The 22,747-nt window shown below is 62.6% G+C and carries 22 protein-coding genes; 13 read left to right on the forward strand and 9 right to left on the reverse strand.

Annotation, left to right across the window (positions count from 1 at the left end):
* Window positions 1–55: 55 nt before the first annotated feature.
* Window positions 56–2,179, forward strand: coding sequence for a mechanosensitive ion channel family protein (locus CD175_RS28335; RefSeq protein ID WP_104451286.1), 2,124 nt, complete (start codon window positions 56–58; stop codon window positions 2,177–2,179).
* A 117-nt stretch (window positions 2,180–2,296) separates the two neighbouring features.
* Here CD175_RS28335 and CD175_RS28340 read toward each other — a convergent pair whose 3' ends face one another.
* Entirely contained in the window at window positions 2,297–6,613 is a 4,317-nt protein-coding gene (locus CD175_RS28340) for a DNA glycosylase AlkZ-like family protein (RefSeq protein ID WP_104451287.1), read from the reverse strand.
* A 308-nt stretch (window positions 6,614–6,921) separates the two neighbouring features.
* On the opposite strand from CD175_RS28340, the gene CD175_RS28345 reads away from it, so the two are divergent.
* Both CD175_RS28345 and CD175_RS28350 read left to right on the forward strand, forming a co-directional pair.
* On the forward strand, window positions 6,922–7,806 hold the full coding sequence (locus CD175_RS28345) for a sugar nucleotide-binding protein (RefSeq protein ID WP_007970144.1): 885 nt from the start codon (window positions 6,922–6,924) through the stop codon (window positions 7,804–7,806).
* Complete coding sequence (locus tag CD175_RS28350) at window positions 7,799–8,728, forward strand: UDP-N-acetylglucosamine epimerase PgnE (protein WP_104451288.1); 930 nt, start codon at window positions 7,799–7,801, stop codon at window positions 8,726–8,728. The genes CD175_RS28345 and CD175_RS28350 overlap by 8 nt, the downstream gene beginning before the upstream one ends.
* A gap of 200 nt (window positions 8,729–8,928) precedes the next feature.
* Here CD175_RS28350 and CD175_RS28355 read toward each other — a convergent pair whose 3' ends face one another.
* From CD175_RS28355 to CD175_RS28375, 5 genes are all read right to left on the reverse strand, one after another.
* A complete protein-coding gene (locus CD175_RS28355) occupies window positions 8,929–9,627 on the reverse strand; it encodes an OmpW/AlkL family protein (protein ID WP_104451289.1) in 699 nt (232 codons plus the stop codon).
* A gap of 248 nt (window positions 9,628–9,875) precedes the next feature.
* The gene (locus CD175_RS28360; RefSeq protein WP_104451290.1) at window positions 9,876–10,394 is read right to left on the reverse strand and encodes a DUF3299 domain-containing protein; all 519 of its coding nucleotides are present in this window, start codon (window positions 10,392–10,394) and stop codon (window positions 9,876–9,878) included.
* 11 nt (window positions 10,395–10,405) lie between these two features.
* Window positions 10,406–11,671, reverse strand: a complete 1,266-nt coding sequence (locus tag CD175_RS28365; protein WP_104451291.1) for an ABC transporter permease — start codon at window positions 11,669–11,671, stop codon at window positions 10,406–10,408.
* Between the two features lies 1 nt (window position 11,672).
* Entirely contained in the window at window positions 11,673–12,383 is a 711-nt protein-coding gene (locus tag CD175_RS28370) for an ABC transporter ATP-binding protein (protein WP_007970153.1), read from the reverse strand.
* Between the two features lie 129 nt (window positions 12,384–12,512).
* Complete coding sequence (locus CD175_RS28375; protein ID WP_104451292.1) at window positions 12,513–13,103, reverse strand: DUF2796 domain-containing protein; 591 nt, start codon at window positions 13,101–13,103, stop codon at window positions 12,513–12,515.
* Between the two features lie 135 nt (window positions 13,104–13,238).
* On the opposite strand from CD175_RS28375, the gene CD175_RS28380 reads away from it, so the two are divergent.
* The gene (locus tag CD175_RS28380) at window positions 13,239–13,580 is read left to right on the forward strand and encodes a hypothetical protein (RefSeq protein ID WP_104451293.1); all 342 of its coding nucleotides are present in this window, start codon (window positions 13,239–13,241) and stop codon (window positions 13,578–13,580) included.
* 81 nt (window positions 13,581–13,661) lie between these two features.
* Here the strand turns inward: CD175_RS28380 and trxA are convergent, their stop codons facing one another.
* The 3 genes from trxA to CD175_RS28395 form a co-directional block, all read right to left on the reverse strand.
* Entirely contained in the window at window positions 13,662–14,534 is an 873-nt protein-coding gene (gene trxA, locus CD175_RS28385) for a thioredoxin (protein WP_104451294.1), read from the reverse strand.
* Between the two features lie 197 nt (window positions 14,535–14,731).
* Window positions 14,732–15,385, reverse strand: a complete 654-nt coding sequence (locus CD175_RS28390; protein ID WP_104451295.1) for a class I SAM-dependent methyltransferase — start codon at window positions 15,383–15,385, stop codon at window positions 14,732–14,734.
* The gene (locus tag CD175_RS28395) at window positions 15,382–15,846 is read right to left on the reverse strand and encodes a YbaY family lipoprotein (RefSeq protein ID WP_104451296.1); all 465 of its coding nucleotides are present in this window, start codon (window positions 15,844–15,846) and stop codon (window positions 15,382–15,384) included. The genes CD175_RS28390 and CD175_RS28395 overlap by 4 nt, the downstream gene beginning before the upstream one ends.
* A 127-nt stretch (window positions 15,847–15,973) precedes the next feature.
* Between CD175_RS28395 and nrdR the strand changes: the two genes are divergently transcribed.
* The 9 genes from nrdR (at window position 15,974) to CD175_RS28440 (ending at window position 22,724) form a co-directional block, all read left to right on the forward strand.
* On the forward strand, window positions 15,974–16,438 hold the full coding sequence (gene nrdR, locus CD175_RS28400) for a transcriptional regulator NrdR (protein WP_003228656.1): 465 nt from the start codon (window positions 15,974–15,976) through the stop codon (window positions 16,436–16,438).
* On the forward strand, window positions 16,435–17,568 hold the full coding sequence (gene ribD / locus CD175_RS28405; protein ID WP_104451297.1) for a bifunctional diaminohydroxyphosphoribosylaminopyrimidine deaminase/5-amino-6-(5-phosphoribosylamino)uracil reductase RibD: 1,134 nt from the start codon (window positions 16,435–16,437) through the stop codon (window positions 17,566–17,568). The genes nrdR and ribD overlap by 4 nt, the downstream gene beginning before the upstream one ends.
* 47 nt (window positions 17,569–17,615) lie before the next feature.
* The gene (locus CD175_RS28410) at window positions 17,616–18,281 is read left to right on the forward strand and encodes a riboflavin synthase (RefSeq protein WP_104451298.1); all 666 of its coding nucleotides are present in this window, start codon (window positions 17,616–17,618) and stop codon (window positions 18,279–18,281) included.
* Between the two features lie 16 nt (window positions 18,282–18,297).
* Window positions 18,298–19,389 carry a bifunctional 3,4-dihydroxy-2-butanone-4-phosphate synthase/GTP cyclohydrolase II gene (gene ribBA, locus CD175_RS28415; RefSeq protein ID WP_007970163.1) on the forward strand — a complete coding sequence of 364 codons (1,092 nt, stop codon included), beginning with the start codon at window positions 18,298–18,300 and terminating at the stop codon, window positions 19,387–19,389.
* 91 nt (window positions 19,390–19,480) lie between these two features.
* Complete coding sequence (ribH, locus tag CD175_RS28420) at window positions 19,481–19,957, forward strand: 6,7-dimethyl-8-ribityllumazine synthase (RefSeq protein WP_003228649.1); 477 nt, start codon at window positions 19,481–19,483, stop codon at window positions 19,955–19,957.
* Window positions 19,954–20,454 (forward strand): transcription antitermination factor NusB, encoded by a 501-nt coding sequence (gene nusB / locus CD175_RS28425; RefSeq protein ID WP_007970164.1) that lies wholly within the window; start codon window positions 19,954–19,956, stop codon window positions 20,452–20,454. The genes ribH and nusB overlap by 4 nt, the downstream gene beginning before the upstream one ends.
* Before the next feature lie 28 nt (window positions 20,455–20,482).
* A complete protein-coding gene (gene thiL / locus CD175_RS28430; protein ID WP_104451299.1) occupies window positions 20,483–21,448 on the forward strand; it encodes a thiamine-phosphate kinase in 966 nt (321 codons plus the stop codon).
* The gene (locus CD175_RS28435) at window positions 21,445–21,948 is read left to right on the forward strand and encodes a phosphatidylglycerophosphatase A family protein (protein WP_007970166.1); all 504 of its coding nucleotides are present in this window, start codon (window positions 21,445–21,447) and stop codon (window positions 21,946–21,948) included. Before thiL ends, CD175_RS28435 begins: the two co-directional genes overlap by 4 nt.
* 35 nt (window positions 21,949–21,983) lie before the next feature.
* Window positions 21,984–22,724: a substrate-binding periplasmic protein gene (locus CD175_RS28440; RefSeq protein ID WP_104451300.1), complete on the forward strand. Its 741-nt coding sequence runs from the start codon at window positions 21,984–21,986 to the stop codon at window positions 22,722–22,724.
* Window positions 22,725–22,747 lie beyond the last annotated feature (23 nt).

The raw sequence follows: 22,747 nt of genomic DNA on the forward strand, positions 1-22,747 counted from the left end.
TTGCCCGGCATTTTTCGATCAGTTCCTTACCGACACAGCCAAAGGAGCGGGTGTTTTGATCAGGCTCAAGACCGCGATACTGCTGGGGGCGTTGCTGTTTGTGGGCAGCGAGCAACTGGAGGCGGCCGCGATACCGGGGCTGCCGGCCGCCGCGACCGCTGCGACGCCGCCGGCCCACCCCGAACCGCTGGTGCAAGGCGGATTACTGGGGGCCATCAGTTCAAGCATCGACGAGGTCCAGACCAAGCTTGACCTCAACGAAAACCTGCTCGACGCCTGGCGCCTGCGTGCCGACCGCGCGGCCGATGAAGTGGATCAGTTGGTCAATCAGCCTTCGGCCCGCTCGCCCTGGAGCGTCGCCGGCGATTTCCTGATACTGACCTGTGTGTGGGCTGCCGTGTTTGCCTGTCTTTGGCTGCTTGGGCGATTGTTGGCCAAACGCCTGTGCGAGCATCGCCTGCTGCTCAGCCGCGAACGCGGCCAAGCCCTACTCGGTTATGTATTGCCCTATACCCTTCCGGCGGTGGCCAGCCTGCCCCTGACGATTTATGCCAGCCAGTTTTTGCCGATATCCGCCGGTCGGGCGCTTGCGTTGTGCCTGGCTTATGCCACCAGCGCGGGGATATTTTCCGCGTCTTTGGTGCTGTCGCTGGTGGTGGTGTTCAATGCTGGCCACAAGCGCCGGGCGGTGCAGATTCTCCGCGAGAAGAGTCCCCGGCCGTTGTTCGGCATCGGTTTTCTGGTGGCCTTGAGCGATGCCCTGACCAGTCCGCAAATCGCCCATCAACTGGGCAGCAATCTCACCAGCAGCATTGCCGTGTTCACTGGCTTGGCGGCATCGATTTCCTTCGGCTTGCTGGTGATCCGCATGCGCCGCCCGGTCGCTCACGTGATCCGCATCCTGCCGCTGGCCCAGCGCCAAAGTCAGCCGGCATTGCGTGAGACCCTGCGGATATTCTCCGGGCTCTGGTATTGGCCGATCCTGTTGATGGTGCTGGTCTCGATCATCAACCTGATCGGCGTTGGCGCGGACAACCAGAGGGTACTGCGCAGCGCCTTGTTCACCACGGTATTGCTGATTGCCACGGTGTTTCTCAGCACCACGCTGCACCATCTGTTCAAGGCGCGCAGCGAAGCGGACCTGCGCCGCAGCAGCGCTTACAAGGAGCGTTTTCTCAACTTGTCCCACGCCTTGCTGCGCATCGGCATGGCCATCGTGTTCATCGATATCCTCGGGCGGATCTGGGGCGTGTCGCTGTTCGAATTCGCGGTGAGCAATGCCGTGGGCCGGGCGATCAGTGATTCCCTGAGCCACATCGGTTTGATCCTGCTGGTGACCTGGATGGTCTGGGTGGTGCTCGACACGGCGATTCAGGAAGCCCTGAAACCGCCGACCAACAAGCGCTCGGCACGCCAGCCAAGTACGCGGGTGAAAACCATCCTGCCGCTGCTGCGCAACGCGATCAAAATCATCCTGGTGGTGATCTGCGCGATCACCACCATGGCCAACCTGGGGATCAACGTCGCGCCATTCCTGGCCGGTGCCGGGGTCATCGGCCTGGCAATCGGTTTCGGCTCCCAGCAACTGGTGCAGGATGTGATCACCGGGCTGTTCATCATCATCGAGGACACCCTGTCCATCGGTGATTGGGTGGTGCTTGATTCCGGGCATGCCGGCACGGTCGAAGGCCTGACCATCCGCACCTTGCGCCTGCGCGACGGCAAGGGCTTCGTGCACTCGGTACCGTTCGGGCAGATCAAGGCCGTGACCAACCAGTCGCGGCAATTCGCCTATGCGTTTTTCTCGGTGCAATTCACCTACGACACCGATGTCGACAAGGCCATCGAACTGATCCGCGAGGCCGGGCATTCCATCAGCAACGACCCGTTCCTGCGCTACAACCTGCAAGGGCCGCTGGATGTGTTTGGCGTCGACAGGATGGACCTCAACGGTGTGGTGCTGACCGCGCAATTCCGCACGGTGTCCGGTGGTCAATATGCGGTGAGCCGGGCCTTTAACCAGCGTTTGAAAAAGCTTGTGGATAACTGCCCGTGGGTGAACTTCGCGCAGACTTATCCACAGCAGGCGCTGGTGCCGCGGCATCCGGTCGAAGCGCCACCGGAAGCTGAGCCGGAGCATGCGGCGGTGTTGATGCCGGATCGGCCGCGGTCTCAGTAAGTCGTCAGGGAAATTTTCGGAGGCTGTAATGGCCCCTTCGCGAGCAGGGGGATTTGTGAACGACACAGATCAACTGTGGGAGCGAGCCTGCTCGCGAAGGGGCCAGACCAGATAACCTCAATGCCGGATCAGCTTGCTGCGCACCTCGGCATCCACCTGTTGATCCAGCTCCCCCCAAAACTGTTGCTTGCCGGCAATCTCGGCAGCGACCGGCAACCCGTCGCGATACACCAGCCGATTGCTCGCCAGCGCCGGGACTTTCGCACCAGGTAATAGCGTGCCGGCGAGGTTCAGCGGATCGACCCCGCACACCGCGACCAGGCTGCCGTCATGGGGTCGACGTCGTACTTCGCGCAGCAACGGAATCGCTTCGGGCAGGGCGAATTGCTCGCCCGCCAGGCCGCTGACAAAACGTCCCCCACGAATCTCGCCACGTGCCTCCAGGCGATGGAAGGTGCGCAGCAGTTCACGCCAGCTCGGCAGCCAGTCCGCCTCACGTTCCAGCAAGCGCCAGAACACCACGCCGTAACGACGCAGCAAGGTCATGGCGATGTGTTCCAGGGTCTCGGCCGGCGTTGGCGTGGGACGCTGGTTTTCCACCACAGGGGCCATTGGCGCACGTCGCAACAAGGCCCAGCGCCCGGCGTCGTCCATGCCGCCGATGAATGCGCCGCGTCCACGCCGACTGTTGCGCGGCTGGCGCTTGCTCGCCGGAGTGATCAGCGCGCGTAAACCGGCAAAGCTGTCGGCGTTCACCAGCCCCGCGCCCACCAGTTCCTGCAGGGCGATTTCCAGTTCCGAACGCAGCAAGTGCGCCTCATGGATCAGCTCGTCGAAAAACAGCGCGCCATGCTGGCTGAGGGCGGCGTGGACCTTTTGCGTTTTCGGCGACAGCTCGCTCACCGGTGTCTGTTCGGTCAAGCCGCTCCAGAGTCCGACCCGGTTGCGCGGCAGCAAGACAATCGGTGTGCTGCGCAACGCGGTGCCGGCGTTTTTGTTGTGCGCAGTCAAGCGCGTCCACACCAGTCTGCCGCTGCGGCACAACTCATCCAGCCAGGTCGCCGAGTAGTCCTTGATCCGTGCGGGCAGGATGTCGCCGTCCCAGGCGGAAGCGGCGGCGGGGTAGCCTTCGAATTGCCCGACGATGGCTGGCAACACCGCAGCGCCCTGGCCCTGGCTTGCAGTCGATACATGCTGCCAGTCGAACAGGAATCGCATGAAATCCTGCAACGCCACCGGTTCGATTTCCCGGCGCAGGCGCTTGACCGTATAGCGGTGAATCCGCGCCAGCAAATGCCGCTCGCACCATTCTTCTTCAGCGATGCCCGGGGTGAAGCGGCCGCGCAGTACGTAGCCTTCGCGTTCCAGCTGCGCCAGGGTCTGGGTCACTTGTGCTGCGGGCAAGCCGAGTGGTTCGGCAATGCGATCGAGCACAAGCGGTCCGAAGGCGCTGAGCCGTGCGCGGATCAGTTCGAGGACGGCTTCGTCGGGTGCCCAGGTTTCATCGAAGTCCGGCAGCGCTTGCAGCGGTGGCGTCAATTCGGCCTGTGGATAAATGTCTCGCAGGCAGTTCAGGCGCTCCAGCGCCAGCCACAGCGATTGCCCGGCGTTGATCTGTAAACGGCTCGCGCGTCCGCTGTCGGCCAGGGTCTTGAGCCAGGCGAGCCATTGTGGATTGGCCGCGGCCTCGACATCGGTGATGCACGCCAGGCTCATCAAGGCCTCGTGCATTTCATCGACACTGCAAGGCACCGGCCAGGCTTCGTTGCGCACGGCGGCAATCGCCTCAGCGTCCAGCGCTCCGAGGTCGTCGGTGGATTGCGGATCGCTCCAGCGTCGATTGAGTACCGCTTGGGTGCGGCGCTCTTCAAGCGGTGCATCGTCGAGAAAGGTGTAGGGGCGGGCGCTGAGAATCTCTGCCGCCAGCGGCGAGGGCGCCGGCAAGTCGCGGCTGATCAGGCGAATGTCACCGCGCTCCATGCGCCGTAACAAGGCCAGCCAGCCTTCAGTGTCCATGGCTTCGTGCAGGCAATCGTCGAGGGTCTGTTCCACCAGCGGATGGTCGGGAATCTCCCGTTCGCCGGCGAGGTTTTCCACGCAGGCAATCTGATCGGGAAACACGCTGGCGATCAGGTCTTCGCTTTTCATCCGCTGGATTTGCGGCGGGACTTTGCGCCCGCCGCTGTAGCGCGGCAACGCCAGGGCCACGCCGGCATTCCACCGCCAGCGCACGCCGAACAGCGGCGCGTCGAGCACGGCCTGGATCAGGATGTGTTCGGCGCTGTTGCTGTGCAGGTAGCGCCAGACATCGTCCAGTTCAAAACTGTGGCTGGTGGACAGCGACAGCACGATGGCGTCTTCGCTGGCGGCGGCTTGCAGTTCGAAGTTGAAGGTGCGACAGAAACGTTTGCGCAGGGTCAGGCCCCAGGCGCGGTTGATGCGGCTGCCGAACGGCGTATGAATGACCAGCTGGGTGCCGCCGGACTCGTCGAAAAAACGCTCCATCAGCAGCGTGTCTTGGGATGGCAGGGCACCCAGTGTCTGTCGTGCGCGGGCCAGGTAGTCCACCAGTTGTTCGGCGCTGGCGAGGTTCAGGCCCAGGGTTTCGGTCAGCCAGTCGAGCGCTGGCTGCAAGTTGCCAGGCGCGGCACCCAACAGGTCGTCGAGTTTTGCCTGCAAGCGCGCCACCGCCGAGGACAATTCGGCGCTGCGCCCCGGCGCTTCACCGAGCCAGAACGGAATGGTCGGCGGCTGACCCTGGGCATCCTCGACCCGCACCTTGCCGGTTTCCACGCGCAGGATTCGATAGGAGGTATTGCCCAACTGGAAGATATCCCCGGCGATGCTTTCCACCGCGAAGTCTTCGTTGATGGTGCCGATGTTCAGCCCTTGAGGGTCCAGCAGCACGGCGTAGTCGGCGTTGTCCGGAATGGTCCCGCCACTGGTCACTGCGGTCAGTTTTGCGCCACGGCGACCGCGCAGGGTGCGGCTCACGGCATCGCGGTGCAGGTAGGCGCTGCGCAGGCCCTGACGCCCGTTGTAGCCCTCGGCGAGCATGTGCAGCAGCGCCTGATAGTGTTTGTCGTCGAGTTCGGCGTAGGGCGAGGCGCGGCGCAGCATCGCCAGCAGCGCTTGCTCAGGCCACTCCTGGCAACTGACTTCGGCGATGATCTGCTGCGCCAGCACGTCCAGCGGCGCCTGCGGGATCAACAAGGTATCGAGTTCGCCCCGGCGCACGCAGTCGAGCAGCGCCGCGCATTCGATCAGGTCGTCGCGGGTGGTGGCGAACAAGCGGCCCTTGGGCATGCCGCCGACCTGGTGCCCGGAACGGCCGACCCGTTGCAGAAACCCGGCAATCGAACGCGGCGAGGCGATCTGGCACACCAGGTCGACGTCGCCGATGTCGATCCCCAGTTCCAGCGACGCCGTGGCGATCAGCACTTGCAGGTCGCCGCGCTTGAGCCGCTGCTCGGCGTCCAGGCGAAACTCCTTGGCCAGGCTGCCGTGGTGGGCCGCTACGGCGTCCTTGCCCAGGCGTTCGCTCAGGTGACGGCTCAGGCGTTCGGCCAAACGCCGGGTGTTGACGAAAATCAGCGTGGTCCGGTGTTCCCGGGCAAGGGCGGCGAGGCGGTCGTAGACCAGCTCCCAGACATCGTTGGCCATCACGGCCGACAGCGGCACGGGCGGCACTTCGATGTCCAGGTCGCGGGGGCGGGCGTGGCCGATGTCGACGATCTCGCACGGGCGGTCGCGACCGACCAGGAAACGCGACACGGCTTCGATGGGTTTTTGCGTGGCCGACAGACCGATACGCAGCAGCGGCTCGGGGCAGAGTGCCTGCAGGCGTTCAAGGCTCAGGGCCAGATGGCTGCCGCGCTTGCTGGCGGCCATGGCATGGATTTCGTCGATGATCACCGTTTGTGTGGTGCCGAGCATCTGCCGACCGGAGTCGGAACCGAGCAGCACGTACAGGGATTCCGGTGTGGTCACCAGAATGTGCGGCGCCGTCTTGCGCATCGCCGAGCGGTCTTTCTGCGGTGTATCGCCGGTGCGCACGGCTGTGCTGATCTGCAGTTCGGGCAGCCCCATCACACGCAATTGCTCGGTAATGCCGGCCAACGGGTTTTGCAGGTTGATCCGGATGTCGTTGGACAGCGCCTTGAGCGGAGAGACGTAGACCACCAGGGTTGCATCGGGCAAGCCTTCGGGGCTTTCCAGGCCGCGGTGCACCAGGTCGTCGATGACCGCGAGAAACGCGGTGAGGGTCTTGCCGGAGCCGGTGGGCGCGGCGACCAGGGTCGAGCGGCGCTGGCGGATCAACGGCCACGCCCGGGCCTGGGCGGCGGTGTCCGCTGCGAACGTATGGCTGAACCAGGCACTGACGGCGGGGTGGAAGCCGCTCAGGGCACTGTCTGCGGGGATGGGCAGGTTCATGCAGCAAGTTATGCGGGTGGGGGACCGAAGATGCAAGTACCGCTCGGGGATCTCTGTTGACTGACAGGGCCCCATCGCGAGCAAGCTCGCTCCCACAGGGGGGGCGGTGTTCACAAAACCATTGTGGGAGCGAGCTTGCTCGCGATGAGGCCAGCGGCAGCACCACAAATCCCGAACATCTACACTTTACGGATGACGGTTGCGCACTAAACCCGCAAAATGCAACGATTCCGGCAATTACCAACGACATCGCCTGGGGGCGATGTCGATATAGCCATCGTTCCAATCAGACTGGGCCTGCTGACTCTATGCGAATGCGCCTTATGTTACTGGGCGGCGGAAATGCCCTTGGGCAGGCGCTGATTCGCCTCGGTGCGGAGGAAGACATCGGTTTCCTCGCCCCTCGCCCGCCGCAAGACGGCTGGGATGCCGCGAGCCTGACACAACTGCTCGACGACACCCGTCCCGATGCATTGATCAACCTTGCCTACTACTTCGACTGGTTTCAGGCCGAAGCGGTCAGCGAACAGCGACTGGCCGGCCAGGAACGCGCGATCGAGCGTCTGGCGGAACTGTGCCAGCACCACAACATCGTTCTGCTGCAACCTTCCAGCTATCGCGTGTTCGACGGTTCCCGCGCCACTGCCTACAGCGAAAAAGACGAACCGGTGCCCTTGGGCTTGCGGGGGCAGGCGTTGTGGCGGATCGAGCAAAGCGTTCGCGCCACCTGCCCGCAACACGTATTGCTGCGTTTCGGCTGGCTGCTGGATGACAGCCCGGATGGCGCCCTTGGCCGCTTCCTCGCCCGTGCCGAACAACCCGAAGAACTGCTGATGGCCGACGACCGGCGCGGCAATCCGACGCCGGTCGACGATGCCGCCCGCGTGATCATTTCAGTGCTCAAGCAGCTCGATTGCGCCGCGCCACTGTGGGGCACCTACCACTACGCCGGGCATGAGGCGACCACGCCGCTGGCGCTGGGGCAGGCGATTCTGACCGAAGCTCGCAGCCTGCACCCGCTGGCCATCGAAGCCCCGACCGCCCAGGCCCACGCCGCGCGTCCGGATGCTGCGGAAGAGCCGCAACACGCGGTATTGGCCTGCAAAAAAATTCTGCACACCTTCGGGATCAAACCACGCGCCTGGCGTGCGGCGCTTCCCGGTCTACTGGACAGGTTCTATCGCCATGGCTGACGGTCCCGTTTTGATCACCGGTGGTGCCGGTTTCATTGGTTCGCACCTGACTGACGCCCTGCTCGCCAAGGGCCATGCGGTGCGGATCCTCGATGACCTGTCCACCGGCAAGCGCAGCAATCTGCCGCTGGATAATCCCAGAGTCGAACTGATCGTTGGCGACGTGGCCGATGCGGCTTTGGTCGCCCAGGCAATGGCCGGTTGCAGCGCCGTGGCGCACCTGGCCGCCGTGGCGTCGGTGCAGGCCTCGGTGGACGATCCGGTGCGCACGCACCAGAGCAACTTCATCGGCACGCTGAACGTCTGCGAAGCCATGCGCCAGGCTGGGGTCAAGCGCGTGCTGTTCGCTTCCAGCGCGGCGGTGTATGGCAATAATGGCGAGGGCGAGTCGATCGACGAAGACACCCCAAAGGCGCCGCTGACGCCGTATGCGGTGGACAAACTGGCCAGCGAGCAGTACTTCGATTTTTACCGTCGCCAGCATGGGCTGGAGCCGGTGATTTTCCGCTTCTTCAACATCTTCGGACCGCGCCAGGATCCGTCCTCGCCGTACTCCGGGGTGATCAGCATTTTTAGCGAGCGCGCACTTAAGGGTTTGCCGATCACCGTGTTCGGCGATGGTGAGCAGACCCGGGATTTTGTCTACGTCGAAGACCTGGTCGACTTGCTGGTGCAGGCCATCGAGAAGCCCCGGGTCGAAGCCGGTGCGGTCAACGTTGGCTGGAACCAGGCGACGACCCTCAAGCAAATGCTCGAAGCGCTTGAGGCCGTGGTCGGCCAACTGCCACCGGTAAGCTACGGCCCGGCGCGCTCCGGTGACATCCGTCATTCCCGGGCGAACAACCGGCGTCTGCTGGAGCGCTTCACTACCTCGGAGCAGACGCCGATGCATGTGGGGTTGGCGCGGTTGCTGGGGCGATAGATCGCTCACCCGTGGACATGAAAAAGGCGCCTTTTTACAGGCGCCTTTTTCACGGCCGGAATTTACGTTAAAGCTTGTGCAATTCCTGTGGCGAGGGAGCTTGTCGGATCGCCGCACCGTCCCGCTCGACTGCGCAGCAGTCGTCGTCATTTTTAAGTCTAATCACCACCAAGCCTCATTCACCACCACGTGAACGTTCTTCAGAACTTGTAACCCAGGCCAACCATGTACACAAACGGATCGACATCGACATTGACCTTGGCGCGGGTGCCCGGGGCAATCGAGTTGTTTTCAACGGTGGCGCGGGTGTCGATATCGATGTAGCGCACCTGGGCGTTGAGCATGACGTGCTCGGTCAGCATGTAGTCGGCACCGACCTGCCAAGCCAGGCCCCAGGAGTTCTTCGCCTTGAAGTTACTGAAACCGGCGGACTTGGCTTCGCTGCTGAGGCTTTCGTCGTAGATCCAGGTGTAGTTGATGCCAGCGCCGACATAGGGCTGGAAGGCCGACTTCGAATCCAGCGGGTAGTAGACCACGCTCAGGGTGGGCGGCAGGTGTTTCAGGGAACCGAGCTTGCCGTTGGCAGCCGGCAGGGCGGTACCTTTGAGTTTCACGTCATGCTCGAACGGGGTGGCCGCGAGCAGTTCGATCCCCCAGTTGTTGGTGAGCATGTAGGCGAAGTTCAGGCCCAGCTGCGTGTCGCTGTCCATGGTCGCCTTGCCGCCCAGGTCGGTACCGGCCAGCGGACCCTGATCGACCTTCACGCTGGAGCTGTCGGCCTTCGGGTTAACGGTGATGGCGCCCGCACGAAGGATGATGTCACCCGCCTCGTGGGCGTGGGCGAGCGGGGCTGCGAGCGCGAGGGCAACCAGCGAAGCGCTGAGCAAGGACTTGTTCATGGGGGCTCCAGAGGACGTTAAAAATGTTCGATGTCCAATGGTAAGGCGCCTAACGATTCGGTCTTTTGATGCAGCTCAATGAAAGTGGGGCAGGAGTGATTTTTGTGGTGTTGCTGATGGCCTCATCGCAAGCAAGCTCGCTCCCACAAGGAGTTGCGCAATGCTGAAGATTTTTGTTTCAACATCGAACCTGTGGGAGCGGGCTTGCCCGCGATGGCGATTGTGTTGGCGACAAGGAAACTCCGGCTTCACTCCGGCAATTCATACAGATAAATCTTGTCCGCCTCCATCTGATACCCGGCATCCGCCAGTTCGCTGGTGGACGCCTTGACCTGCATTGCGCCCTCGATCCAGTACGGCTGATACAGCTCGTCGAGCTTCACGCCGACTTCGCTCTTGACGTGCACGATCTGGTTCGACGGCGGTGGCGGTACGTGGATGCAGGCGCCGAAATAGGGCACCAGCAGAAACTCCGTGGTGCGTCCTTCCTCGCTCACTTCCAGCGGCACGATGTAACCCGGCAGACGAATGTTCTGACCATCGAGGGTCTTGACCACCGGTGCGTTGGGCAAGTCTTGCTTGGCCGCCGGCGCTGACTCGGCCAACAGTGCATTGCTCATCTGCGACAGGTCATGCAGCGGCGTCATGTTCGGCACTTCTTTCGGCGCATCCGGTGGAATCATCTCCGACCAGGTCAAATCTCGCGGCTGGGCTGCCCACAGGGGCAGGGCGACCAACATCAACAGCGCAAGTACAGCGCGGGGCATTTTCAACGTCCTCATAAGCGGATCGACAGGCCATCGGCCAGGGATTGGCGATAGGCGCGCCAGGCCGGCACGCTGCCCATCAGCAGCGCGGCGATCAGGATGCCACCGAGCAGTGTCCATTCATACTCGCTCGGCCAGGACAGCGGCAGGAGCAGGCCGTAGTTGGCTTGCACGTAACCCTGGGCCGCCGCGATGCACACATACAGCAATGCCACACCGGCGATCACGCCCGACAGCGCCAGGGCAAAGGCTTCGAGCACCAGCAGCGTCGCGATGTGCCAGGGTCGCGCACCCACCGAACGCAGGATCGCCATTTCTCGACGGCGTTCGTTGAGGCTGGTGAGAATGGCCGTGAGCATGCCGATCAACCCGGTCAGCACCACAAACAGCGAGACCACGAACAAGGCTTTTTCCGCGGTGCCCATCAGGCTCCAAAGCTCCTGCAGCGCCACGCCCGGCAGGATCGCCAGCATCGGCTCACCACGGAATTCATTGATTTCCCGTTGCAGGGCAAAGGTCGAAATCTTGTTGTTGAGACCGAGCATGAACGCGGTGATCGCTTGCGGCGTGAGGTCCATGTTGCGCGCCTGATCGGCGGTGATTCGGCCCTCGCCCCGGGCCGGCACACCGTTATGCCAGTCGATGTGAATCGCTTCCATGCCGCCAAGGCTGATGTGCAGCGTGCGGTCCACCGGCGTGCCGGTGCGTTTGAGAATGCCGACCACGGTGAATGGCTTGTCGTCGTGCTTGACCAGGCTGATTGCCGCCACGCCGTGGGCCAGCACCAGTTTGTCACCGAGTTTGTAGTGCAGTGCCTCGGCTACTTCGGCACCGAGCACCACTTCGAACGGGTCGGTCGCAAACGCCCGGCCATCGGCCAGCTCCAGGTGTTGCTGGCGGCCGTACTGGTAATGCTCGAAGTAGGCTTCCGTGGTGCCCATCACCCGGTAGCCGCGATGGGAATCGCCGAGGGACATCGGGATCGCCCACTTCACTTTCGGGTTGTTGGCGAAGTGCTCGAAGCTGTCCCAGCGGATGTTGTTGGTGGCGTTGCCGATACGGAACACCGAGTACAGCAACAGGTTCACCGAACCTGAGCGAGCGCCGACGATCAGGTCGGTGCCGCTGATGGTGCTGGCGAAACTGGCCTTGGCCTCGGTGCGTACGCGCTCCACCGCCAGCAGCAGGCACACCGACAAGGCGATGGCGAACGCTGTGAGGATCGCGGTGAAGCGGCGGTTAGCCAGGCTGGCCATCGCTAGACGAAACAGATACATCTCAGACCTCGGACGGGGTGGCGGCGCGATTGAGTTCGGCCAGCGACAGGTTGTGGTCGAACAGCGGCGCCAGGCTCTGGTCGTGGCTGACAAACAACAGGCTCGAGCCGGCTTCGCGGCATTCGGCGAACAGCAGGCGAATGAAGTTCTCACGGGCGTCGTAATCGAGGGCCGAGGTCGGCTCGTCGGCGATCACCAGTTCCGGTTGACCGATCAGTGCACGGGCGGCGGCGACCCGTTGCTGCTGGCCGATGGACAACGAATCGGCGCGGCGACCGAGGATGTTTGCATCCTTCAGACCCAGGTGGGCGAGCAGCGTCGCGGCCGCTTTGTCGACGCTGCCGTGACGCTGTTTCGCCCGTTCGGCACGCAGCTTCGAGAAGTGGCAAGGCAGTTCGACGTTTTCACGCACCGATAGAAACGGCAGCAGGTTGAACTGCTGGAAGATGTAACCGGTGTGATCGACGCGGAAGTGGTCACGGGCGCCGGCCGACAGTTGTGTCAGCTCCTGGCCGAGCAGGCGAATGCTGCCGCGATCGGGCTTTTGCACGCCGCCGAGCAGGCCGAGCAGGGTGGTCTTGCCACTGCCGCTGGGGCCTTTGAGAAACAGGGTTTCACCGCGCTCCAGGCGAAACGCCGGGATGTCCAGCAGTGGCGGGTGACCGGGCCAGCTGAAGCCCAGGTCGGACAGTTCGATGAGTGCTTGGGTCATTTAACCGATTTCATGAATGTTGATGACCTGTAGGAGCCGGCTTGCCGGCGATGAACGATGACGCGATTTTCTACATGGACCGAGGTGTGCCTATCGCCGGCAAGCCGGCTCCTACAAAGGCTGGTGAATTCAGAATTTCAGGGCGGCAGCCTTGGCCGTCACATCAACGCCTTGCTGCCCGCTCGGGCCGATCAGTTGTACCTGAATCGTCCGAGTGGCCGGGAACGAGTTGAACATGTTCGCCAGGTCCAGGGTCTTCAATGCGTCCGGTGTGGCGCAGGTGAACTGATAATGAGCGTGGATTTCGCTGTGGTCGTGATGATGTTCGTGGCCATCTTCATCTTTGGCGTCTTCATCATGGTCATCCTCGGCATCGGGTGTGTCACCGAACAACGGGCTTTCCAGTTCCTGGTTTTCCACCACGCAACCGGCGGCTTTCGGCAGGTTGAACAGGGCCAGCGGTTGCTCAAGCAGAGCGCGGGCCGCGGCGACTTTGGCTTTGTCGGCATCACTGGTGGCGACGTGTTCGAACCCCACCAGATTCATGGCCGGGCTTTGCAGTTCCAGCGCCAGGGTCTTGCCGTCCAGCGCCGCGTTCAGGCGTCCAACGCCGTGTTCGTGGGCACCCAGGCTGCCATGCTCATGATCGTGTTCGTCGGCGGCATGGGTGACAGCCAGCGGCAACATGGCAAACGGCAGAACGAGAAGCAGACGACGCATGGCGAGTCTCCGAAAAGTAAAATGAAGAAAATGTTATGTAATCTTATAACGTAAGTGCGGAGAGTTTGACTGCCTGCTTGGCGTTGCACAAGTCCCATGGGAGCATGCAGGGAAGAAATGTGCGGGAGCAGACCTATGTTGCGAATTCGCGGAAGCATCGGCGACTGGCCGGTGGATTTGACCCTGGAGATGGACGATGCGGACTGGGCACGACTAGGGGCGCAGTTGCAGGTAGAAAAATCCCCGGTCAGCGCCCCGGTGGCGAAGCCGCTGAATCAGGATGATGCGCTGTGGCAGATCGCCCGGGATTTGCTGCGTCAGGCCGGACAGTTGAGTGGACCGGATTTGCTCGAACAATTGGAAGGCCTGACCGGCAGCGCGGCGGCGGGCAAGCGCCTGCTGGTGCGGTTGCGCCATTGTGCGGATGTGAAAGTGGAAAGCGGCGGCGATACGCCGCTCTACCGCTGGATCGGATAACTGTAGGAGCCGGCTTGCCGGCGATGAACGATGACGCGGTGGTGAGGCTATCGCTGGCAAGCCAGCTCCTACAGGTAACGATTAGTACAACGCAGCAAACAATTTACGACGGTACGTGCTCACCAGCGGGTGATCGTTGCCCAGCAACTCGAACACCTGCAGCAAGGTCTTGTGCGGTAAGCCTTCGCTGTAGCTGCGGTTGCGGATGAACAACTTCAGCAATGCATCCAGCGCAGCGTCGTACTGCTGACGGGCCAGTTGCTGGATCGCCAATTGATAAACCGCTTCATCGTCCAGCGGGTCTTTCGCCAGCCGTGCCTTCAGGTCGGCGGCGTCCGGCAAGTCCTTGGCCAAACCGAGAAACTTGATCTGCGCCTTGGCGCCGGCCAGCGCGGCCTTGTGCTCGTCGCTCTTGACTGCATCCAGCACGGTTTGCGCCTCGCCAAGTTCACCGCGCTCGGTCAGGCAGCGGGCGTACAGGATCAGCGCCTTGGCGTTGGTATTGTCTTCACCCAGGATCACTTTGAGCAGTGCTTCGGCATCGGCAAAACGGCTGTCGTCGAACAGCGCCTGGGCTTGTTCGAACGGATCGGCGGCGGCCGGCGGCGGCATCTGCACATGAGGTTCAAGCAGGGCGCGCACGGCGGATTCGGGCTGGGCACCGGCAAAACCGTCGACAGGCTGGCCGTCCTTGAACAGCACCACGGTCGGCAGGCTGCGAATGCCGAAGCGGGCGACGATGTCTTGCTCGATGTCGCAGTTGACCTTGGCCAGCAGCAATTCACCCTGATAGCTCTCGGCAATGCTCTGCAACATCGGCATCAGCACTTTGCAGGGCGCGCACCATTCGGCCCAGAAATCCACCAGCACCGGCTTGTGGAAGGAGTTCTCGATCACCGACTGGTCAAAATCGGCAGTCGTGGCGTCGAAGATGTACGGCGTTTCCTGACTCATGGGTAATCTCGTAGAAGCGTGAATGGGGCAACTATACGGCTTGGTGGGGGGCGGCCGGAAGCGGTTGGCCGTGAGAGGTGTGTTGCCTGACAGGGCGCCTTCGCGGGCAAGCCCGCTCCCACAGGGATTGAAGTCGCCATAAGATTTGTGGTTCACACCAACCATTGTGGGAGCGGGCTTGCCCGCGAAGCTTTTAACTAGCGCCGCGCGTGGTACAGACTCACATGCCGAAACTCGTGGGGCTCGGCCAGATCCGGCAGCGTCATGGCTTCAAGCATTTCGATGCGCCGGTACAACGGGTGGCGAAAATCCCGTACCCGGGAATCCGCCACCAGCGCCTCTCGGCCGCGACTGAGGAACTGGTCGAGCAGCGGCAGGTTCGCCCGGTCGTACAGCACATCCGCCACCAGAATCAGATCGAAGCGATCAGCCTCGGCGAAAAAATCCGTCGAGTAGTTGAGCTGCACGTCATTGAGCTCGGCATTCGCCCGACACGCGGCAATCGCCAGCGGGTCGAGGTCGCAGGCCAGCACTTCCAGCGCGCCGGCCCTGGCGGCGGCAATCCCCGCCACCCCGGAGCCAGCGCCGAAATCCAGGACCCGCTTGCCTTCGACCCAGTGCGGGTTTGCGGCCAGATAGCGGGCCACGGCCAGGCCGCTGGCCCAGCAGAAACTCCAGTACGGTGGCTCATGCAGGATGCGCCGGGTTTCTTCGGGGCTGAAGGCGCGGTCCATGTTGTCGCCGTCGATCAGCCACAGCTTCAAATCGGTTTCCGGCAACGGGCAGGCCACCAGTTGTGCATCACCGAGCAATTCAGCCAGGGCCTGTTGCAGGTCGAGCGGTGCACTCATGGGGCTTTGACGAATTGCAATTGGCCCAGGGCCTGGGTGGTCGGCTGGGTAATCAGTTGCGACGGCAAGTGCAGGATCAGCTGGCCGGACTGGCTGGCGCGGCCTCGCAGTTCCACGCGGGCGCCTGAGGGGAAGGACTCCGGATTGAAGCGCAGGTGAAACGGCAATACCTGGTTGTTGCCGATCAGGCTGGAACTGGCGAGCAATTGTTGCGGGCGGTCTTTTTCGTCGATTACCAGCAATGCCAGCTCGACTTCAGCACCGGCCGGCACGCCTTGCAAGGTGCCGCTCAGCTCACGCTGATAGGCAGGCAAGGGGCCGAGGGCGGCGGCCTCCCGGGCTTTCTTCTGCGCTTGCTGCGGCGCCGGGCCAGGTGTTGGCGGCTGGGGCTTGGGTGCATCGCTGCTGCAAGCCACCAGCAGGCTGAAAACACTGAGCAAAACGAGCGGACGTAACGACATTGGTGGCTCCATAAAGCTGAATTCCATGGATCAAGTGATCATCCCGTCTGTATACCGCAAACCCTATGGCTTGTCTTGCCACCGGGATGCGCTACCATGGCCCTCCCTTTTTTTGTTGCCTGCCACCATGCACTGTCCCTTCTGCGGTGCCAACGACACCAAGGTCATCGACTCGCGTCTGGTCGCCGAGGGCGAACAGGTGCGCCGCCGGCGTGAATGCCTGGCCTGCGGCGAGCGTTTCACGACGTTCGAGACGGCTGAACTGGTGTTGCCGCGCCTGATCAAAACCGACGGCAGCCGCCAGCCGTTCGACGAAGAAAAACTCCGCGCCGGCATGCAGCGCGCGCTGGAGAAGCGCCCGGTGAGCGTCGAGCGCCTCGAATCGTCGCTGGTGCACATCAAACACAAACTGCGTGCCACCGGCGAGCGCGAGGTTAAATCCCTCGTGGTCGGCGAACTGGTGATGGCCGAGCTGCAGAAGCTCGACGAAGTCGCCTACATCCGCTTTGCCTCGGTGTATCGCCGCTTCCAGGACCTCAACGAGTTCCGCGAAGAGATCGATCGCCTGGCCCGTGAACCGGTGAAAGAATGACCACGCCCGCAGAACTTGCCATCCTCGACGCCCATTTCATGGCCCGTGCCCTGGAACTGGCGCGCAAGGGGCATTACACAACGCACCCCAACCCACGTGTCGGCTGCGTGATCGTGCAGGGTGGGCAGATTGTCGGCGAAGGCTGGCACGAGCGCGCCGGTGAGCCTCACGCCGAGGTTCACGCCTTGCGCGCGGCGGGTGAGCAGGCGCGTGGCGCTACCGCTTATGTGACGCTTGAACCTTGCAGTCACCACGGCCGCACGCCGCCCTGTGCCGATGCGCTGGTGAATGCCGGTGTGGCCCGCGTGGTCGCGGCGATGCAGGACCCGAACCCGGAAGTCGCCGGTCGCGGTTTGCAACGCCTGGCTCAGGCCGGTATCGCCACCGAAAGTGGTGTGCTGGAGGGCGAAGCGCGAAAGCTCAACCAAGGCTTCCTCAAGCGCATGGAGCTCGGCTTGCCGTTCGTGCGGGTCAAGCTGGCCATGAGCCTCGACGGTCGCACGGCGATGGAAAGCGGCGAAAGCCAGTGGATTACCGGTCCGGCTGCACGCTCGGCGGTGCAACGCCTGCGCGCCCAGGCCAGCGTGGTGCTGACCGGTGCCGACACGGTGCTGGCGGATAACGCACGCTTGACCGTGCGTGCCGATGAACTCGGACTGGACGCCGAACAAACTGCACTGGCCATGAGCCGGCCGCCGTTGCGTGTGCTAGTCGATGGCCGCCTGCGCGTACCGTTGGATGCGCCGTTCTTCAAGGCCGGCCCGGCGCTGGTCGCCACCTGTGTGGCGGTGGAAGAGCAGTACGCCAACGGCCCGGAATGCCTGATCGTGCCCGGCTACGATGGCCAGGTCGACTTGCGTCAGCTGCTGGTCGAACTCGCCAACCGTGGCGTCAACGAGGTGTTGGTCGAGGCCGGTCCACGGCTGGCGGGTGCTTTCGCTCAGCTTGGGCTGGTGGACGAATTCCAGATATTCATCGCCGGCAAGTTCATGGGTTCTTCGGCGCGGCCGCTGCTGGACTGGCCACTCGCGCAAATGAAGGATGCGCCGGCACTCAAAATCACCGAAATTCGTGCAGTTGGCGATGACTGGCGAGTCATCGCCATCCCAGTGCCAGCAGCGAGCGTATAATTTCCGGCCATCGCTATAGCGCTGGCTTTGTTCTCGAGGAGAACCTCATGTTTACCGGCATCATCGAATCCATCGGCAGTATTCGTGCATTGACCCCAAAGGGCGGTGATGTGCGGGTTCACGTCGAAACCGGCAAGCTCGACCTGAGCGACGTCAAACTGGGCGACAGCATCGCAGTCAACGGCGTGTGCCTGACTGCCGTTGAATTGCCGGGCAATGGTTTTGCGGCGGACGTCAGTCGCGAAACCCTCGACTGCACCGCCATGAACGACCTGAAAAGCGGCAGCCCGGTCAATCTGGAAAAAGCCCTGACCCCGACCACTCGCCTTGGTGGGCATCTGGTCAGCGGTCACGTCGATGGCGTGGGTGAAGTGGTTGCCCGTACCGAAAACGCGCGCGCCGTGGAATTCCGCATTCGCGCGCCCAAGGACCTGGCCAAGTACATCGCTCATAAAGGTTCGATCACCGTCGACGGCACCAGCCTCACCGTGAACGCGGTCGATGGCGCCGAGTTCCTGCTGACCATCATTCCACACACCCTGAGCGAAACCATCATGGCGTCGTATCAGCCTGGTCGCCGGGTGAACCTGGAAGTGGACTTGCTGGCCCGTTACCTGGAACGCCTGCTGTTGGGTGACAAGGCCGCAGAGCCTACAAAATCCGGAAACATCACCGAAAGTTTTCTGGCCGCCAATGGCTACCTCAAATCCTGACTCAAGGGGGTGCCTTGTGGCGCTCAATAGCATCGAAGAACTGGTTGAAGACATCCGCCAAGGCAAGATGGTCATCCTCATGGATGACGAAGACCGCGAGAACGAAGGCGACCTGATCATGGCCGCCGAGTGCTGCAAGCCCGAGCACATCAACTTCATGGCCAAGCACGCCCGTGGCCTGATCTGCATGCCGATGAGCCGCGAGCGCTGCGAACTGCTCAAGCTGCCGCTGATGGCACCGCGCAACGGTTCCGGTTTCGGCACCAAGTTCACCGTTTCCATCGAAGCGGCCACCGGCGTGACCACCGGCATCTCCGCCGCCGACCGCGCGCGTACTGTACAAGCGGCTGCCGCCCGTGATGCCAAGGCTGAAGACATCGTCAGCCCGGGCCACATCTTCCCGCTGATGGCCCAGGCCGGCGGCACCCTGGCCCGTGCCGGCCACACCGAAGCGGCCTGCGACCTGGCGCGCATGGCCGGTTTCGAGCCGAGCGGCGTGATCTGCGAAGTGATGAACGACGACGGCACCATGTCCCGTCGCGCCGAGCTGGAAGCTTTTGCTGCCGAACACGACATCAAGATCGGCACCATCGCCGACCTGATTCACTACCGGATGATCCACGAACGTACCGTTCAGCGGATTGCCGAGCAGCCACTGGATAGCGAACTGGGCCAATTCAACCTGGTGACCTATCGTGATTCGGTGGAAGGCGACGTGCACATGGCACTGACCCTGGGCAACGTGTGTGCCGAAGAACCGACCCTGGTCCGGGTGCACAACATGGACCCGCTGCGCGACCTGCTGATGGTCAAGCAACCAGGCCGCTGGAGCCTGCGCGCCGCCATGTCAGCGGTTGCCGAGGCCGGCAGCGGTGTGGTGTTGTTGCTCGGTCACCCGCTCGATGGCGACGTGTTGCTGGCGCATATCCGCGAAACCGCCGATCACGCCGCGGTGAAAAAACCGACCACCTACAGCACTGTCGGTGCCGGTTCGCAGATCCTGCGCGACCTGGGCGTACGCAAAATGCGCCTGATGTCGGCACCAATGAAATTTAATGCGATATCCGGTTTCGATCTGGAAGTTGTAGAATACGTGCCCTCCGAATAATGACCGGTTGTCCCCGGCCTTGAATTCGCGGTTCAAATATCACTGAGGGACGCGTACGAGACGCGTCCCGGCTCTTTAAGAGATCTAACGAATGACCCTGAAGACCATCGAAGGTACCTTCATCGCCCCTAAAGGCCGCTACGCTCTGGTAGTGGGCCGTTTCAACAGCTTCGTCGTTGAAAGCCTGGTCAGCGGTGCCGTTGATGCCCTGGTTCGCCACGGCGTAAGCGAAAGCGACATCACCATCATCCGCGCACCTGGCGCCTTCGAAATTCCGCTGGTTGCACAGAAAGTCGCTCAAAAGGGCGAGTTCGCGGCAATCATCGCCTTGGGCGCAGTCATTCGTGGCGGCACTCCGCACTTCGAATACGTGGCTGGCGAGTGCACCAAGGGCCTGGCCCAGGTGTCCATGGAGTTCGGCGTACCGGTTGCATTCGGCGTGCTGACCGTTGACTCCATCGAGCAAGCCATCGAGCGTTCCGGCACCAAGGCCGGCAACAAAGGTGCTGAAGCTGCCCTGTCCGCTCTGGAAATGGTCAGCCTGCTGGCGCAGTTGGAGGCCAAGTGATTAGCGACGATAGCGATCGTTTCAACCCGCGCGATCCAAAGCCTGCGGATGCCGGCAAGCCATCGAAAAGCGCCAAGCGCCGCGAAGCCCGTCAGCTCGCGACTCAGGCGCTTTACCAATGGCACATGGCCAAGCAGTCGCTGAACGAGATCGAAGCGCAGTTCCGGGTCGATAACGATTTCAGCGATGTCGACGGCGCGTACTTCCGCGAAATCCTGCACGGGGTTCCGCAGTTCAAGACCGAAATCGACACCGCACTCAAGCCTTGCCTCGATCTGACCATCGAAGAGCTAGACCCGGTTGAGCTGGCGGTTCTGCGCCTGTCCACCTGGGAACTGCTCAAGCGCGTCGACGTGCCGTACCGCGTTGTGATCAACGAAGGTATCGAACTGGCCAAGGTCTTCGGTTCCACCGACGGTCACAAGTTCGTCAACGGTGTGCTCGACAAGCTGGCCCCGCGTCTGCGTGAAGCTGAAGTGAAGGCGTTCAAGCGCTGATCGGCGCTTGGAATGTCGACACGAAGCCATGGGCGAGTTTGAGCTGATCCGCAATTTCTTCGCCGCCGCGCCTTGTGCGCAGGGCGGCGAAGGCGTTGCCCTCGGGATCGGCGATGACTGCGCCTTGCTGGCTGTTCCTCCCGGGGAGCAGTTGGCGATTTCTACCGATACGCTGGTGGCCGGCGTGCATTTCGCCGATCCCTGCGATCCCTTTCTGCTCGGTCAGCGCTCGCTGGCCGTGGCCGTCAGCGACCTGGCTGCCATGGGCGCCACTCCAATCGCATTTACCCTTGCCCTGACCTTGCCGACGGTGACTGCCGATTGGCTGCAAGCCTATGCCCGTGGTTTGAACCAGATGGCGCAAAGCTGCGGCGTGGCGCTGGTGGGCGGTGACACGACCCGTGGGCCGCTCAGCCTGACCATGACCGTGTTCGGTCGCGTGCCGAGTGGCCTGGCGATGACCCGCAGCGGTGCGCAGCCGGGCGATCTGCTGTGTGTCGGTGGCGACCTGGGCAATGCCGCCGGTGCCTTGCCATTGGTGCTCGGCCAGCGCACGGCCGAGGCGAGCGTTGCCGAGCCGTTGCTGGCCCACTACTGGTCGCCGCAACCGCAGCTTGGCCTGGGGCAGGCGCTGCGGGGCAAGGCCACTTCGGCGATGGACATCTCCGACGGTCTGCTCGCTGATTGCGGGCATATCGCGCTGGCCTCGAAGGTCGGTATCGAAGTCGAGCGGGAGCGTTTACCGCTGTCGCAGAGCCTGGTCGACTTTCTCGGCCGATCGGATGCCCAGGTGGCGGCCCTGAGCGGCGGCGACGATTACGTTCTGGCGTTCACCCTACCGTCCGTCGAGTTGCCGCTATTGCTGGCCGACGGCTGGCCGATCCATGTGATTGGACGGGTGGTGACGGGGCAGGGCGTGACGCTGCTGGACGCCGATGGCCAAGACATCACCCCGCAAACCCGGGGTTATCAACATTTTCGGGAGTCACCGTGACAGATCATCCCAAACAGGTCCCGGCGGAATTCGTACCGCCGTCGGTCTGGCGTAATCCATGGCATTTCCTGGCGTTCGGCTTCGGCTCGGGCACCTTGCCGAAGGCGCCCGGCACTTGGGGATCGTTGGTTGCGCTGCCCTTTATTCCGTTGTGGCAGATGTTGCCCGACTGGGGTTACTGGCTGATGCTTGGCATCACCATGCTGTTCGGCTTCTGGCTGTGCGGCAAAGTGGCCGACGATTTGCGGGTACACGACCATGAAGGCATCGTCTGGGACGAAATGGTCGGGATGTGGATCACCCTGTGGCTGGTGCCGGAAGGTTGGCAGTGGTTGCTGGCAGGCTTCTTGATGTTCCGCTTCTTCGATATCCTCAAGCCATGGCCGATTCGCTGGATCGACCGACACGTGCATGGCGGTGTGGGTATCATGCTCGATGATGTGCTGGCCGGGGTGTTCGCCTGGTTGGCGATGCAGGGATTGGTGTGGTTTTTCGCCTGATCAAGGGTTGCCAGGCGTTAATCGGGGGAGCAGGGATGGTTCTACGTGGATTGATGGTGGTGGTATTCGCGATGTTTTGCTCTTTCGCCCAAGCGGGAGGAGGGGGTGCTACGCCGCCGTCGGTGATTCATCTGGCCAGCGAGGATTGGGAAGACTATACCGCCGCTGACGGTCATGGCCTGGGCTGGGACGTGCTGCGACACGTGTTCGAGCCGGCAGGTGTCAAAGTGGACATCCGCACCGAACCCTACGTGCGTTCGCTGGGCCTGGCCGAACGGGGTGAAGTCGATGCTTGCGTCGGCTCCTATCGCGACGAGTCCGAGGCTGTGCTCTATCCCCACTGGAGCTTCGACACCGATCACATCTATGCCCTGGGTCTGGCGAGCAGTCCGGTGCCAACCCCGGAAACCCTGGGCAATTATCGACTGGCCTGGGTCCGTGGCTACGATTACCAGGATTATTTGCCCAACGTGCAGCACTTTGCTGAAGTGCAGCGACGCGACGGCATCGTGTCGATGCTGACCCACAACCGTGCCGACTATTACATCGACGCGCAGACCGAAGTTGACTACGTGCGCAATCGTGCCAAAGACCCCTCCCAGTTGCGCAGTACCCATATCGCCGAGTTGCCGCTGTACCTGTGCTTTGCCAAGACCGCAAAGGCGCGTAGCCTGATGGCGCTGTTCGATCAGCGCATGGAGCAATTGGTCAAAAGCGGTGAGCTGAAACCGATCTTCGAGCGCTGGAAACAGCCGTATCCGTTTGAATCGAACTGACACCGATTTGCGGCTGGCAGCGT

This window comes from Pseudomonas laurylsulfatiphila, from assembly GCF_002934665.1.
Taxonomy (GTDB): Bacteria; Pseudomonadota; Gammaproteobacteria; order Pseudomonadales; family Pseudomonadaceae; genus Aquipseudomonas; species Aquipseudomonas laurylsulfatiphila.